Below are 15,393 nucleotides of genomic sequence, written 5' to 3'. Positions count from 1 at the left end.
AATTGAGCTATCATCCCGCAACCGGATACGACCGATGACGCGATACGTTTTTGTCACAGGCGGCGTAGTGTCCTCCCTGGGCAAAGGTATCGCTGCCGCTTCGCTCGGCGCGATCCTTGAGTCGCGAGGCATCCGCGTCACGCTGCTGAAGCTCGATCCCTACATCAACGTCGACCCGGGCACCATGAGCCCGTTCCAGCACGGCGAGGTGTTCGTCACCGAGGACGGCGCCGAAACCGACCTGGACCTCGGCCACTACGAGCGCTTCGTCGACCGGCGCATGGTCAAGCGCAACAACTTCACCACCGGCCAGATCTACGACAGCGTGATACGCAAGGAACGCCGCGGCGAGTACCTCGGCGGCACCGTGCAGGTAATCCCGCACATCACCGACGAGATCAAGCATTTCATCCGGCTCGGCGCCGAGGACGCGGAAGTGGCGATCGTGGAGATCGGCGGCACCGTGGGCGACATCGAATCGCTGCCGTTCCTGGAAGCCATCCGGCAGATGGGCATCGAGCTGCCGCCCAATCACGTCTGCTACGTCCATCTCACGCTGGTTCCGTTCATCGGCTCGGCGGGGGAGATGAAGACCAAGCCCACGCAGCACTCGGTGAAGGAGCTGCGCGGCATCGGTATCCAGCCCCATGTGCTGCTGTGCCGGGCCGATCGGCCGCTGCCCGCGGACGAGCGGCGAAAGATCGCGCTATTCACCAACGTGAATGTCGAAGCGGTCATATCCGCGGTCGACGTCGATTCGATCTACAAGATTCCGTCCATGCTGCACGCGCAGCGACTCGACGACATCGTCTGTCGCACGCTGACTCTGAGCCCCGCGCCGGCGGACCTGAGCATGTGGGAGCGCCTGGTATATCGGCTGGAGCACCCCAAGGCGCACGTCGATATCGCCTTAGTGGGCAAGTACGTCGACCTTACCGAATCGTACAAGTCGCTGTCGGAATCGCTGGTCCATGCCGGCATCCATACCGGCGGGCGGCCCGTGATTCATTACATCGATTCGGAGAGCATCGAGCGCGAAGGGACCGCGTGCCTCGAGCGCATGGACGCGATCCTCGTTCCGGGCGGCTTCGGCAAGCGTGGCGTCGAAGGCAAGATCGCTGCCATCCGCTATGCGCGCGAGCACGGCATACCCTATCTCGGCATATGCCTGGGGATGCAGCTGGCGATCATCGAATTCGCACGCAACGTCGCGGGCCTGTCGGGTGCGCACAGCACGGAATTCGATCCGCAGAGCGCGCACCCGGTGATCGCGCTCATTACCGAATGGCATACACGCGACGGTCAGACCGAGCTGCGAACGGCCGAATCCGACCTGGGCGGCACGATGCGGCTGGGCGGCCAGGAATGCACCCTCGCCGAGGGCAGCGTCGTGCGCGCGATCTACGGCAAGGACACGATCTCCGAGCGCCATCGGCATCGCTACGAGGTCAACAATCGCTATCGCAAGACGCTCGAACAGCACGGACTGCGCATCTCGGCGCTATCGGTGAAGGACGATCTGGCCGAGATGATCGAGCTGCCGGGCCACCCGTGGTTCGTCGCCTGCCAGTTCCACCCCGAATTCACGTCCACCCCGCGGCACGGGCACCCGTTGTTCAATGCCTTCATCGGCGCCGCCATGCGCCGCGCTGCCGAGCGGGGCGCCACGGTCGAGCCCGACGTGTCCCGCCGGTTGCATACCATTGTCTGATCCACGGGAAGGCGGTTTGGGCGCGATGAAGATCGGCGACATCGAAGTCGGGCTCGATCGGCCGCTGTTCGTCATCGCCGGGCCGTGCGTGATCGAGTCGCGCGAGCTGGTGCTGCGCACCGCCGAGCGGTTGCGCGATATGTCGCGCCGTGTCGGTGTTGCCCTGGTCTTCAAGGCTTCGTTCGACAAGGCCAACCGCAGCTCGGGCGATTCGTTCCGCGGTCTCGGCATGAACGAAGGCCTCGCGATCCTCGCCGAAGTGCGCCGCGACCTCGGTGTTCCGGTGCTGACCGACGTGCACGAATCCGAGCAGGCCGCGCCGGTCGCCGCGGTCGTGGATGTGCTGCAGACCCCGGCGTTCCTTTGCCGCCAGACCGACTTCGTTCGCGCCGTGGCCGGTGCCGGCAAGCCGGTCAACATCAAGAAGGGCCAGTTCCTGGCCCCGGGCGAGATGCGCAACGTGGTCACCAAGGCCAAGGCGGCCAGCGGCGGTGACAACATCCTGGTGTGCGAGCGCGGTTACGCATTCGGCTACAACAACCTCGTATCCGACATGCGCTCGCTCGCCATCATGCGCGAAACCGGCTGCCCGGTCGTGTTCGACGCGACCCATTCGGTGCAGTTGCCGGGCGGACAGGGCAGCGCCAGCGGCGGCCAGCGCGAATTCGTGCCCGTGCTCGCGCGCGCCGCGGCGGCGGCGGGGGTGGCGGGTATCTTCATGGAAACACACCCCGACCCTGCTCGCGCGCTGTCCGATGGCCCCAATGCCTGGCCGCTGGACCTGATGGAACCGCTGCTGCAGGTCCTGAAGTCGCTGGACGATCTGGTCAAGGCGCAAGGCTTCGCGGAACAGAAGCTGGTTCGAACGTAGCCGGGCGCAAGCGCGAGCCGGTCCAAACACTGGTAATCGATGAGGAACGACCGATGAGTGCGATTGTCGATGTTGTGGCGCGCGAGATCCTGGACTCGCGCGGGCTGCCCACGGTCGAAGCCGACGTGCTGCTCGAATCCGGCGTCATGGGCCGCGCGGCCGTGCCCTCGGGCGCGTCGACCGGGGAGCGCGAGGCGATCGAGCTGCGCGACGGCGACAGCAGCCGTTACGGCGGCAAGGGCGTGCTGCGCGCGGTGGAGCACGTCAACACCGAGATCAGCGAAGCGATCATGGGGCTGGATGCGGCCGAGCAGAGCTTCATCGACCGGACCCTGATCGACCTGGACGACAGCGAGAACAAGTCGCGGCTGGGCGCGAATGCAATCCTCGCCGTCTCGCTGGCGGTGGCGAAGGCCGCCGCCGAGGAATCCGGCCTGCCACTTTACCGCTACATCGGCGGCGCGGGCCGCATGACGCTGCCGGTGCCGATGATGAACGTCGTCAACGGCGGCGCGCACGCCAACAACAGTCTCGACCTGCAGGAATTCATGCTGGTTCCGATCGGCGCGCAGAATCTGCGCGAAGCGATCCGTTGCGGCGCCGAGATCTTCCAGACGCTGAAGCGCTTGATCCACGGCCGCGGCATGCCGACGACCGTGGGCGACGAGGGCGGTTTCGCGCCCAACCTCGAAAGCAACGAAGCAGCGCTGACGCTCGTCATGGAAGCGATCGAAGCCTCCGGCTACACGCCAGGCAAGGACGTTTCCATCGCTCTCGACTGCGCAGCCTCGGAGTTCTTCGACAAGGGCGCCTACCGTCTCGCCTCCGAGGACAGGAGCTTGAGCTCCGCACAGTTCGCCGATTATCTGGCCGGGCTGGTCGACCGCTACCCGATCGTCAGCATCGAAGACGGCATGGCCGAGAGCGACTGGGATGGCTGGAAGCTTCTCACCGAGCGCCTCGACGGCCAGGTGCAGCTCGTGGGCGACGACGTGTTCTGCACCAACACCCGGATCATCCGCGAAGGCATCCGGCGCGGGATCGCGAACTCGGTGCTGATCAAGATCAACCAGATCGGAACGCTGACCGAGACCCTGGAGGCGATCGAGATGGCGAAGACCGCCGGCTACACGGCGGTGGTGTCGCATCGCTCCGGCGAGACCGAGGATACGACCATCGCCGACATCGCGGTCGGCACCAACGCGCTGCAGATCAAGACCGGCTCGTTGTCGCGCTCCGATCGTCTCGCAAAATACAACCAGCTGCTGCGCATCGAGGAAGACCTGGGCGATGCGGCGAGCTACGCCGGGCGCCGAGCGTTCTACCAGCTCGATTGGGACTGAGAGCCGCGCGGATGAGTGCGCGGCTGGTGGCGGTGTTGCTGATTGCGCTCATCGCGAGCCTGCAGTACGGCCTTTGGCTCGGCAAGGGCAGCTGGCTGCGCGTGTGGGAGATCGATCGCAAGATCTCGGAGCAGCGGCGCAGCAACGAGCAACTGGCTGCGCGCAATGGCGCGCTCGATGCCGAGGTGCGCGATCTGAAGGAAGGGCTCGGGGCGATCGAGGAGCGGGCACGCAACGAGCTCGGCATGATCCGCTCCGATGAAGTGTTCTTCCAGGTGCTGGAGCGCGCAGCCGGAGATGGCGCGCAAAGCGCGCGCTGAAACGTCCGGAAACCGACGTGCCCGCCATCCTTCTCGACGGCAAGCAGCTCGCGCAGCGCGTGCTGGCCGATCTGGCTCCCCGGGTGGAGATACTCAAGTCCCGCGGAATCGTACCCAAGCTCACCGTCGTGCGGGTCGGGGACGATCCCGCCTCGAAGGTCTACATCCGCGCCAAGATCCGCGCCTGCGAGCAAGCCGGTGTGCTGGGCGACGAGCTGGAGCTGCCGGCTTCGACGCTGCAAGGCGAGGTGATCGACTGCCTCGACCGGCTCAACAGCGATGCGCAGGTGCACGGCATCCTGGTCCAACTGCCGCTGCCGCGCGCCATCGACCAGCACGCGATCGCGGCCCACATCGCCCCGGACAAGGACGTCGACGGCCTGAACCTCTGCAACCTCGGCCGGCTGGTGCAAGGCGATGCGATCCTGCCGCCGTGCACGCCGGCCGGCGTGCTGCGCCTGCTGGATTCCTACCGGGTCGATCTGCGTGGCAAGCACGCCGTGGTCGTGGGCCGCAGCGAGATCGTGGGCAAACCGATGGCGCTGCTGCTGATCCAGCGCGATGCCACAGTCAGCGTTTGCAACTCGAAGACGCCGGACCTCGCCAGCTTCGCGCGTAGCGCCGACGTCCTCGTGGTCGCGGTGGGACGGGCCGGCCTGGTACGCGCCGATATGGTTAAGGCCGGCGCGGCGGTGGTGGATGTGGGGGTCAACCGGTTGCCGGACGGAAAGCTCGCCGGCGACGTCGACGCCGCCGTGGCGGGCGTGGCCGGTTATCTCACTCCGGTGCCGGGCGGCGTCGGACCGATGACGGTCGCGATGCTGATCGAGAACACCGTGAAGGCCGCAGAGCGCATTGCGCCGGGCGTTGCGTAGCTGCTCGCATGCCGCGGTCGCCCCGGCGTATCGAACGGCGGCGTCAGCACAGCATGGTGTTGGCGAAATCCAGCAGCAGGGCCGGCGCGAGATAGCCCCGGAATGCCAGGTAGAGCACCCCGGCCAGGCCGATCATGAGAATCGCCCACACGATCTTCTGGGTGGTGAACATTGCTTTGCTTGGTCGCTATCCGATAGCGCCTAGACGATACTCGTGGCGGGGCGCCATGCCAACCGGGATACGGGCGATTGCCACGCGAGAAGGCAAGCCGGGAGTGTGGGTTTCGCACGGCAAAGGCTTGCTGGTATAGTCAAAAGCTTTGTTCACGCGCCCAACGCACATGCATTCGCTTGCTTTCGGTCTCGCGTTCGATGATCTCTACACGCCCGCCGGGCTGGCGCGCCTCGATCGCCTCTTTCTCGACCATCTTTCCGAGCAGGCGCCGGCGCTTCGGTTTCAACTGGAGTCCGCGCGCGCCGAGCCCGCTGCGCTCACGCGCAAGCAGGAGGCGGAGCTGCTGATCGCGCTGGGGCCTTGCGTGGAAAGCTTTCTGGCCGTTCTGTTCGGCATCGAGGCCGAGGTGGCCGCAGCGACGCAGCAGCATGAACGTCTGGCTTGCCTGTACACATGCAAGCGCCAGTTCGTGCAGCGGCGCGCGGCGACTCGGGTGAAACCGCAGCAGGTCGCGGCCTTCGACGGGCCGGCGGCGGAGCTCGAGCTCGCCGCCCGTTTCGGCGAGCCCTTCGACGAGCTCGCGTTCGCCCGCCATGTCGGCGAGTGGCAGAACGCGGAGGCCGAGCACGCCGCGGATCTCGAGCTTGCCCTCACCTACGCCGGCTGGGCCATCCATACCGAGGCGGGACGCAGCCGCCATCGTGCCGGGGTATTGTTCAAGGTGCCGCGCAAGCTCGACCCGCACCGGCTGGTCCCTGTGGTCGAAAACGACCGCGACGGCTACCCGACCTATCGCCTGGATCACCTGCGTCGCCGCGAAGGCTTCAAGCTGACCGATCCTGGCACGGATCTCGTCGGTGCGCTCGATCAGGCCAACTACTGCATCTGGTGCCATGAGCAGGGCAAGGACTCGTGCTCGCAGGGATTGCGCGAAAAGCCCGCTGCGGACGGCACGGCGGGCGCCTTTCGCAAGACGGTTTTCGGCGTGACGCTGGCCGGCTGTCCATTGGAAGAGCGAATTTCCGAGTTCCACAAGCTCAAGGTCGAAGGCAAGCCGGTCGCCGCGCTGGCGATGATCGTCGTCGACAACCCGATGGTCGCCGCGACCGGTCACCGCATTTGCAACGATTGCATGAAAGCCTGCATCTACCAGAAGCAGGACCCGGTCGACATTCCGCAAGCCGAGACGCGTACGCTGAAAGACGTCTTGCAGCTGCCGTGGGGGTTCGAGATCTACGGGCTGCTCACGCGCTGGAATCCGCTCAGTCTGCGCACTCCCTACGCCAAGCCGTCCACGGGGCGGCGCGCACTGGTCGTCGGCATGGGGCCCGCGGGCTTCACGCTCGCGCACTACCTGCTCAACGCGGGTCACACGGTCGTCGGCATCGACGGCCTGAAGATCGAGCCGTTGCCGCCCGAGCTCTGCGGAGTCGGTCTGGACGGCGGGCGCGTGCCGTTTCGGCCCATTCGGGACATCGGGCAGCTGTACGAGGAGCTCGACGAGCGCGTCATGGCCGGCTTCGGCGGCGTGGCCGAATACGGCATCACCGTACGCTGGGACAAGAACTTCCTCAAGATCGTGCGCCTGCTGCTGGAGCGCCGGGCGCTGTTCGGCATGCACGGCGGTGTGCGCTTCGGCGGAACGCTGAGCGCCGAACGCGCGTTCGAGCTCGGCTTCGATCACATCGCGCTGTGCGCGGGCGCGGGCAAGCCGACGCTGCTGGAATTGCCCAACGGCATGGCGCGCGGCGTGCGCACGGCCTCGGATTTCCTGATGGCATTGCAGCTCACGGGTGCGGCGAAACGCTCGTCGATCGCCAACATGCAGCTGCGCTTGCCGGTGGTGGTGATCGGCGGCGGGTTGACCGCGATCGATACCGCAACCGAAGCGCTCGCCTATTACCCGCTGCAGGTGGAAAAGTTTCTCGAACGCTTCGAGACGCTGGCCGCGGAGCGCGGCGACGCGGCGGTGCGCAGCCCATGGAACGAAGAGGAGCGGACAATCGCCGATGAATTTCTCGCCCACGCCCGCGCGATCCGCACCGAGCGCGAAGTCGCGCGGGCGCAGGGCCGGCCGGCGCGAATCCTGGAGCTGCTGCAATCGTGGGGTGGGGCGACCATCGCCTATCGCCGCCGCCTGATCGACAGCCCCTCGTACACGCTGAACCATGAAGAGGTGGAGAAGGCGCTGCAGGAGGGTGTGCGCTTCGCGGCGGGCCTCACGCCGCTGGAAATCGCGGTGGACCGGCACGGGCATGCCAGCGCCGTGCGCATGGCGGTGCAGACCCAGTCCGAGGACGGCCGTTGGCAGAAGTCCGGCGAAACGATCTTGCCTGCGCGTGCGGTCCTGGTCGCGGCCGGAACGCAGCCCAACACCGTGCTGGCGCGCGAGGATGGCGCGCACTTCAAGCTCGACGGCCGCTACTTCCAGGCCTGCGACGCGAACGGCACGCCGGTGAGCCCCGAGCGCAACGCCGCCAAGCCGCGCCAGGTGCACGTGCTGATGAACCGGCAAAGCGACGGCCGCTGCATGAGCTTTTTCGGCGATATGCACCCGTCGTACTTCGGCAACGTGGTGAAGGCCATGGCGAGCGCGCGCCAGGGCTATCCCGTGGTCAGCCGCACGATGCTCGAGCGGTCCGCAGCGGCCGGCAAGGACGATGCCGCATTCCTCGCCGTGCTCGACCACGATCTGCGCGCGCGGGTGAATGAAGTCGTGCGCTTGACGCCCAACATCGTCGAGGTGATCGTGCATGCACCGGCGGCGGCGCGCGCATTCAAGCCCGGTCAGTTCTACCGCCTGCAGAACTACGAAACGCTGGCCACCGAGATCGAAGGCACGCGGCTGGCGATGGAAGGGCTCGCGCTTACCGGTGCCTGGGTGGATGCCGAGAAGGGACTGGTCTCGACCATCGTGCTGGAGATGGGCGGTTCGTCCGATCTGTGCGCGCTGTTGCGTCCCGGCGAGCCGGTGGTGCTGATGGGACCCACCGGGTCGCCGACGGAAACGCCTGCGGGCGAAATCGTGCTGCTCGCGGGCGGCGGGCTGGGCAACGCGGTGCTCTTCTCCATCGGCCAGGCGCTGCGAGCGGCGGGCAGCCGCGTGCTGTACTTTGCGGGCTACCGGCGCCGCGTCGATCGCTACAAGGTGACTGAGATCGAAGCGGCCGCGGATGCGGTCGTATGGTGCTGCGACCACGGACCGGCCTTCGAGCCGGAGCGCAGGCAGGATGCAAGCTTCGTCGGCAACATCGTGGAGGCCATGCATGCCTATGCTCGCGGCGAGCTCGGTGCGCAACCCGTTCCGCTGTCCGAGGTCGATCGTGTCGTTGCGATCGGTTCGGATCGGATGATGGCGGCAGTCGCGCGCGCCCGCCACGGGGTGCTCGCACCTTACCTCAAGGCCGGTCACCTGGGCATCGGCTCCATCAACTCGCCGATGCAATGCATGATGAAGGAGATCTGCGCGCAGTGCATCCAGCCGCAGCGCGATCCGGCGACGGGCGCGACCCGTTACGTGTTCTCCTGCTTCAACCAGGACCAGCCGCTCGACCACGTCGACTTCGAAGCGCTGCGCGAGCGGCTGGGACAGAACGCGGTGCAGGAAAAGCTCAGCGCGCAATGGATCGACCGCTGCCTGCGGCGCGCGGGCCTGCGCAGCGCCGCAGCGCCCGAGGGCGAGCTGCTCAACGCGTAGTCACGAGCACCTGGGCGATGGAGCGCGCGACGTAATCGACGTTGGCGGTGCTGAGCGCCGCGACGCAGATGCGCCCGCTGTCGACGGCGTATATCGAATGCTTCTCCCGCAGTGCCTGGACCTGCGCCTGGGTGAGCCCGGAGTAGGAGAACATGCCGCGCTGGTCGAGCATGTAGCTGAAATCGAAATCGGCGCGCTGCTCGCGAACTTTCTCCACCAGCAGCCGGCGCATGAGCTTGATGCGCTCGCGCATCAAGCCCAGCTCGCGCTCCCACAGCGCGCGCAGCTCCGGGTTCGACAGCACCATGGCAGCCACCTCGCCCCCGTGCGTGGGCGGGTTGGAATAGTTGGTCCGGATGATGCGCTTCAACTGGCTCAGGACGCGGGCCGCTTCGTCGGCGCTTCCGGTAACGACGCTGAGCGCGCCGACCCGCTCGCCGTAGAGCGACAGCGACTTGGAGTAGGAACCCGCCACGAATACCGCCGGCAGCGCATCGGCGAACAGCCGCACCGCGTAGGCGTCCTGTTCCAGGCCGTCGCCGAATCCCTGGTAGGCGATGTCGAGAAAGGGCACGAGGCCGCGCTGCCTGACCACGTCCAGCACGCGCTGCCACTGCGCCTGCGACAGATCGACCCCGGTCGGGTTGTGGCAGCAGGCGTGCAGGACGACGATTGCGCCGGCAGGCAGCCCGGCGAGCCCCGCCAGCATGGCGTCGAAACGGCAGCCGTGCGAGGCCGGTTCGTAATACGGGTAGGTATTGACCTCGAAGCCGGCATACTCGAACAGGGCGCGATGATTTTCCCAGCTCGGGTCGCTGATCCAGACTTGCGCCTGCGGATCGGCGCGGCGCAGAAAGTCCGCGCCCACCTTGAGCGCGCCGGTTCCGCCCAGACTTTGCACCGTGACCACCCGCTTGTCGCGCAGCGCGCCATGATCCGGGCCGAGCAGCACCTCCTGCGCGATTCGGTCGTAGGCCGGCAAGCCGTCGATCGGCAGGTAGCTGCGCGGCCGAGCGCCCTCGGCGAGCGCGTGCTCGACACGGCGTACGCATTCGAGCACCGGCACCTTGCCCGAGTCGTCGACGTAGACACCCTGGCCGAGGTTGACCTTGGCGGGATTGGGATCGGCGTTGAATGCTTCGGTGAGGCCGAGGATCGGATCGCGCGGCGCCATTTCGATCGACGCCAGGGAAAATGAGGACATGCGGAATGCCTTGAACGGGTAGGGCAGTGCGGGCCGAGACTGCGAATGAAACGGATTCTACCCGCGGCGGTGCTGGCTGGAAATGTCGCCCTGCACGCGCCGGCAGCGAGGGTGGGCCGAGCGTGCCGCTATGAGACAATTACGCCACGGTAAACGAGGTTGCGATTGAAGATTTCCGAGCTCTTGCCCGACGCGCAGACGGCACCCGCCGCCGAGCACCCGGTGCGCACATTTCCGGGCAGCCCCTACCGGCTGCACCAGACGTTCGAGCCAGCCGGCGATCAGCCCGAGGCGATCGACCGGCTGGTCGAAGGCGTGCAGGCCGGGCTCGGGTGCCAGACGCTGCTCGGCGTGACGGGCTCCGGCAAGACCTACACCATGGCGAACGTGATCGGGCGGCTGGGCTGCCCGGCGCTCGTGATGGCGCCCAACAAGACGCTCGCCGCCCAGCTCTATTCCGAGATGCGGGAGTTCTTTCCGGAAAACGCGATCGAGTACTTCGTCTCGTACTACGACTACTACCAGCCGGAGGCCTACGTCCCTTCGCGCGATCTCTATATCGAAAAGGACTCGAGCATCAACGAGCACATCGAGCAGATGCGGCTTTCTGCCACCAAGTCGCTGCTCGAGCGCCCGGACGCGATCATCGTGGCGACGGTGTCGGCCATCTACGGCATCGGCGACCCGGTCGATTATCACGGCATGATCCTGCACCTGCGCGAGCGCGAGCGCATCGGCCAGCGCGACATCCTCAAACGCCTGACCGAGATGCAGTACCAGCGCAACGAGGCCGATTTCCGTCGCGGCACCTTCCGCGTGCGCGGCGACGTGATCGACGTGTACCCCGCCGAGAGCGCGGAACAGGCGTTGCGGATCTGCTTGTTCGACGACGAGGTGGAGACGCTGACGCTGTTCGATCCGCTCACCGGGCAGATCCTGCACCGGGTCGGACGCTATACCGTGTATCCGTCCAGCCACTACGTGACGCCGCGCGCGACGACCCTGCGCGCGATCGAGGCCATCAAGCTCGAGCTCGCGCAGCGGCTGGAATTCTTCCAGCGCGAGGGCCGGCTGCTGGAAGCGCAGCGCATCGAGCAGCGCACCCGCTTCGATCTCGAGATGCTGAACGAAATGGGCTTCTGCAAGGGCATCGAAAACTACTCGCGTCCCTTGAGCGGGCGCAAGGAGGGCGAGCCTCCGCCCACGCTGATCGACTACCTGCCGCCGAACACGCTCATGATCATCGACGAGAGCCACGTCACCATCCCGCAGATCGGCGGGATGTATCGTGGCGACCGCTCGCGCAAGGAGACACTGGTCGAGTACGGCTTTCGCCTTCCGAGCGCGCTCGACAACCGGCCGCTGCGATTCGACGAGTTCGAGGGAAAGATGTTGCGCACGATCTTCGTCTCGGCCACGCCGGGCGACTACGAGCGGCGCAAGCAGGCACGCGTGGTGGAGCAGGTGGTGCGACCTACCGGCCTGGTGGATCCGATGATCGAGGTGCGCCCGGCGGCCACGCAGGTGGACGACCTCATGTCCGAGATCCGGGCGCGTGTCGAGCGCGACGAGCGCGTGCTCGTCACGACGCTCACCAAGCGCATGGCCGAGGACCTCACCGAGTACCTCGCCGACCACAGCCTGCGGGTGCGCTACCTGCACTCGGACATCGACACGGTCGAGCGGGTGGAGATCATCCGCGATCTGCGCCTCGGCGAATTCGACGTGCTGGTCGGGATCAACCTGCTGCGCGAAGGACTGGACATTCCCGAGGTGTCGCTGGTGGCCATCCTGGATGCGGACAAGGAAGGGTTCCTGCGCTCCACGCGCTCGCTCATCCAGACCATCGGGCGCGCCGCACGGCACATCAACGGCACCACCATCATGTATGCCGATGTCCTCACCAATTCGATGCGCCAGGCGATCGACGAGACCGAGCGCCGGCGCGTCAAGCAGGAAGCCTACAACGCCGCCCACGGCATCGTGCCGCGCGGCGTCAGCAAGCGCGTCAAGGACATCATCGAGGGCGTGTACGATGCCGGCGAATCGCACCAGCAGCAGAAGGCCGCCCAGGCGCGCAAGGCCTACGAGGCAATGAGCGAGAAGGAGCTCACCCGGGAAGTGAAGCGGGTGGAAAAGGAAATGCTGGAGGCTGCGCGCCGGCTGGAGTTCGAGCGTGCCGCCGACTTGCGCAATCGCCTCGCCCAGCTCAAGCGTCGCTTGTTCATCGAAGACCTGCCTTGATCCCGGCGCTTCTGCGCAACCTGTGGCCGTTCGGCGGCGCCGGGCGAGAGGATCGCATCGTATGCCGCGTGCTGTTCGTCTGCCTCGGCAACGTCTGTCGCTCGCCGACCGCTGAAGCGGTGTTCAGGCAACGGCTGCACACGGCCGGACTTTCCGACCGGGTTGCGTGCGCGTCCGCGGGCACGCACGGTTTCAACCGGGGTGCCTCGGCCGACGGCCGCGCGCGCGCCGCGGCGCAACGGCGCGGCTACGACATGTCGCGCATGCGCGGGCGCTGCATCGCCGACGAAGATTTCGCCCGCTTCGATCTGGTGCTGGCCATGGACCGGCAGAACCTGGAGGCGCTGCGTAGCCGCTGCCCTGGCGACAAGTCCGAACGGCTGCGGCTACTGATGGAATTTGCGCGCATGCACGACGCGCTCGATATTCCCGATCCGTATTACGGCAACGCCAAGGCGTTCGAGCTGGTGCTCGACATGATCGAGGACGCGTGCGAGTCGCTGGTCGATCATGTTCGGGACCGCTACCTCGCGGCTGCGAGCGCGACGGCGCCCGGCGAGTCGCGTCCGCCGGGCCTTTGAAAACCTACCAGCGCGCGGCGAACTCGCGCAGCTCGGGCGAGGCGCCGTAGATGGGGAAGTGGCCGCGCAGCAGCAGCTGCGCGCTGCGCTCGTAGGCAACCGAGGTCACGCGCAATCCGTTGGTACCGACCGTGGCGCCGATGCGCGCGCGCAGCACGCCCGCGGGATTGCGCATGGCGACCGTGCAGATGCCGTGCATCTCGCTCACCGGAGCAAGACCCTGCGCCACGGCATTGGCCACGGTGCCCGGCACCAGGCAAGCGACCGCCAGGCAACAGCCGCCGGTCACCGCCAGCGAGCTGTGCGGCGACTGGGGCGTGAAGTAGCGCGCACTGATGTGCACGTCGCCTTCTCCGGGCGAAATCAGGCACACCTTCGGCACGGTCTCGCTGTGCGCCAGATCGGCCGCCGTCATCAATGATCCGCCGCGGCGGCGCAGACCCATCTTCAAGCCGGCAGCTACCCAGATTTCGCGCAACCGCTCCTTCAGCTTCCCATCGCGCGAGAGCTCGTCGGGCGTTTCCAGGCCCGTCTTGCCGACATCGGCAGCGCGCAGGATCACCATCGGGACGGCGACGTCGACGCATGACACGTCGATTCCGCAGATCGAGTCGCTCGGATGGCAAGTGGGCAGCAGCTTTCCGGTTTTCGCCCCCACGGGATGGCGCAAGGTGAGCTCGACACCCGGGAACTTCCCCATGACGCCGGGGATCTCGGTATCGGGCGGGATGAATGGGTTGGCATCCGGCGTGCGCACCGTTGCATCGGTCGTAACGCCGGTGTTGGTATTGAAGATGCGCACCGTGGTGCGGCCGGCCGCCGCCTCGATGAGGCCGGTCTCGAGCGCATACATCGGCAACGCGGCCGACATGTTGCCGCAGTTCACGCTCCAGTCGATCGCCGACTTGTCGGCGGCGAGCTGCGCCAGCGTGCTCGCGATGTCGGCCTCGCTCGTGTTCGGGCGCGAGACGATGAAGACCTTGTTGCTGGTCGGAGCGCCGCGTCCCAGACCGGTGGTCTGTTTGTTGCCTCGCGACTCGCCGCACGCCGGAACGCCCATGATGGCGCGTATCAGCTCTTCCTTCAGCGCCTGCTCTTCGGGCACGTGCTCGTGCCACAGCACGATGCCAGTGGAAGTTCCGCCGCGCATGTAGTAGACGGGGAACTGCGCTATGCCCCCGGTCGCGCGCGGTACGAAATCTTCCAGTTCCGGTGCCGGCAATCTTCCGAATGAGGCCGCAGACGGCAGCGGCGCAAGCGAGCTCATGGTCTCCTCCAGGGTCGCAAGATCGTCCACATAGTATAGCCATTGGCGCGCGGGTGTGCCGCACGTCCGCCGAAAGCATGCGGGCAGTTTACGCGAACCGCAACAGGTCGTGACGGAGGGCGGCGCTCGAACGGGCGCGCCCTCGCGCAGTTACTTACGTGTCTCGACCTGGACCAGCGGTTGTTCGCCCGCGGCAGCGGGTGGCGGCTGTTTCGGACGCCGGGGCTGCATGGGCTCGTCCGTGGCTGCGGCGGGCTGTTCGGTTGGACGCCGTGCGCCGGGTGATGTCTCGATCATGACCATGTCGGGCGGAAGCTCGAAGCGCTGGGCGATGGTCGCTTCGTCCGCCGGCTGTGAAGCTGCCGCAGGGCTCGCATCGACACGCGTCTCGCTTGCCCGCTCGATCAGGCTGGGTGCGGGTTCGGCTGCTGGCCGGGGCGCCGGTTCAGCGGCGACCCGAGACGTCGGCTGAGCGGCCTGCTCGACGGATTCGGTTTCCGCTGCTGCGAATGCCGGATTCCGCTCCGACACTGGCGGCGACCTGACCTCCGTGACCGCCGAGGCGACAACCGCGTCGCTTGGGGAGGCCGCCGGCTCGGGCGTAACTGCCGCGGGCGCAACTGCCACGGGTGCGATTGCCACGGGCGATGCGACGCCGGGCGATGCGACGGCCGAAGACGCCAGCTCGGCGCTCACTGCGGCGGTGCCCAACGCTGCGGGCGCTGCTTCGCTCGAGACGGTATCGTCGTCGGACGCTTGGGTTGCCCGGTGCTCGGCGGGCTGCTCCTGCCGGTCGCGACGCCCGCGCCGACGGCGGCTGCGCGGGCCGCTGCTTCCGCCATCGGCAGCAGCGGCATGGTCCGGCGCGTGCCCCTGCGAAACGTCGGCCGCGGCAACAGGCTCTTGCGCTTCCGCGGCGCTCGGTTCGCGCCGCGGCGGCCGGCCTTGCGTGTCGTCGCGTTCGCGCCGCGGCGGCCGGCGATCCTCCTGGCTGCGGCGGCCTTCACCGCGTCGCTGTCGTTGATCGTGGGCCTGCTCGCTACGCTGGCGCTCCGGCCGCTCACCCCGCTCGTTACGCTCACCCCGCTCGTTACGCTCACCCCGC

10 protein-coding genes and 1 pseudogene (1 of these 11 only partly in view) are annotated in these 15,393 nt (G+C 67.0%); 8 read left to right on the top strand and 3 right to left on the bottom strand.

The features are described from left to right. The first annotated feature begins 34 nt into the window (after positions 1-34). The 6 genes from GEV05_09325 to GEV05_09300 all read left to right on the top strand — a co-directional run bounded on the left by GEV05_09325 (position 35) and on the right by GEV05_09300 (position 8,992). The gene (locus GEV05_09325; protein MPZ43586.1) at positions 35-1,711 is read left to right on the top strand and encodes a CTP synthase; all 1,677 of its coding nucleotides are present in this window, start codon (positions 35-37) and stop codon (positions 1,709-1,711) included. A gap of 25 nt (positions 1,712-1,736) precedes the next feature. Next, positions 1,737-2,582, top strand: a complete 846-nt coding sequence (gene kdsA, locus GEV05_09320; GenBank protein ID MPZ43585.1) for a 3-deoxy-8-phosphooctulonate synthase — start codon at positions 1,737-1,739, stop codon at positions 2,580-2,582. Positions 2,583-2,635: 53 nt separating this feature from the next. After that, positions 2,636-3,925: a phosphopyruvate hydratase gene (locus GEV05_09315; protein ID MPZ43584.1), complete on the top strand. Its 1,290-nt coding sequence runs from the start codon at positions 2,636-2,638 to the stop codon at positions 3,923-3,925. Positions 3,926-3,936: 11 nt separating this feature from the next. Then, on the top strand, positions 3,937-4,245 hold the full coding sequence (gene ftsB / locus GEV05_09310) for a cell division protein FtsB (protein MPZ43583.1): 309 nt from the start codon (positions 3,937-3,939) through the stop codon (positions 4,243-4,245). A gap of 17 nt (positions 4,246-4,262) precedes the next feature. Continuing rightward, positions 4,263-5,120 (top strand): bifunctional methylenetetrahydrofolate dehydrogenase/methenyltetrahydrofolate cyclohydrolase, encoded by an 858-nt coding sequence (locus GEV05_09305; GenBank protein MPZ43582.1) that lies wholly within the window; start codon positions 4,263-4,265, stop codon positions 5,118-5,120. A gap of 341 nt (positions 5,121-5,461) precedes the next feature. Continuing rightward, positions 5,462-8,992: a pyridine nucleotide-disulfide oxidoreductase gene (locus GEV05_09300; GenBank protein MPZ43581.1), complete on the top strand. Its 3,531-nt coding sequence runs from the start codon at positions 5,462-5,464 to the stop codon at positions 8,990-8,992. Here the strand turns inward: GEV05_09300 and GEV05_09295 are convergent. Then, a complete protein-coding gene (locus GEV05_09295) occupies positions 8,982-10,196 on the bottom strand; it encodes an aminotransferase class I/II-fold pyridoxal phosphate-dependent enzyme (GenBank protein ID MPZ43580.1) in 1,215 nt (404 codons plus the stop codon). The two genes, GEV05_09300 and GEV05_09295, sit on opposite strands and share 11 nt — an antisense overlap. Positions 10,197-10,418: 222 nt before the next feature. Between GEV05_09295 and uvrB the strand changes: the two genes are divergently transcribed. Beyond that, complete coding sequence (uvrB, locus tag GEV05_09290) at positions 10,419-12,440, top strand: excinuclease ABC subunit UvrB (GenBank protein MPZ43579.1); 2,022 nt, start codon at positions 10,419-10,421, stop codon at positions 12,438-12,440. 71 nt (positions 12,441-12,511) lie between these two features. After that, complete coding sequence (locus GEV05_09285; protein MPZ43578.1) at positions 12,512-13,021, top strand: low molecular weight phosphotyrosine protein phosphatase; 510 nt, start codon at positions 12,512-12,514, stop codon at positions 13,019-13,021. A gap of 4 nt (positions 13,022-13,025) precedes the next feature. Here GEV05_09285 and GEV05_09280 read toward each other — a convergent pair whose 3' ends face one another. Further along, positions 13,026-14,288, bottom strand: coding sequence for a PrpF protein (locus GEV05_09280; protein ID MPZ43577.1), 1,263 nt, complete (start codon positions 14,286-14,288; stop codon positions 13,026-13,028). Positions 14,289-14,438: 150 nt separating this feature from the next. Further along, a pseudogene (locus GEV05_09275) lies at positions 14,439-15,393 on the bottom strand (S1 RNA-binding domain-containing protein) (it continues 2,033 nt past the right edge of the window).

Source organism: Betaproteobacteria bacterium, from assembly GCA_009377585.1.
In the GTDB taxonomy this organism is placed as follows: domain Bacteria; phylum Pseudomonadota; class Gammaproteobacteria; order Burkholderiales; family WYBJ01; genus WYBJ01.
The sequence above is the reverse complement of the archived record's forward strand: the minus strand, read 5'-3'. Positions and strand labels throughout refer to the sequence as shown.

Coding starts and splice junctions, on each gene's coding strand:
- GEV05_09325 (MPZ43586.1), top strand. CDS start 35: ATGACGCGATACGTTTTTGTCACAGGCGGCGTAGTGTCCTCCCTGGGC.
- GEV05_09295 (MPZ43580.1), bottom strand. CDS start 10,196: ATGTCCTCATTTTCCCTGGCGTCGATCGAAATGGCGCCGCGCGATCCG.
- GEV05_09280 (MPZ43577.1), bottom strand. CDS start 14,288: ATGAGCTCGCTTGCGCCGCTGCCGTCTGCGGCCTCATTCGGAAGATTG.
- GEV05_09315 (MPZ43584.1), top strand. CDS start 2,636: ATGAGTGCGATTGTCGATGTTGTGGCGCGCGAGATCCTGGACTCGCGC.
- kdsA (MPZ43585.1), top strand. CDS start 1,737: ATGAAGATCGGCGACATCGAAGTCGGGCTCGATCGGCCGCTGTTCGTC.
- GEV05_09300 (MPZ43581.1), top strand. CDS start 5,462: ATGCATTCGCTTGCTTTCGGTCTCGCGTTCGATGATCTCTACACGCCC.
- ftsB (MPZ43583.1), top strand. CDS start 3,937: ATGAGTGCGCGGCTGGTGGCGGTGTTGCTGATTGCGCTCATCGCGAGC.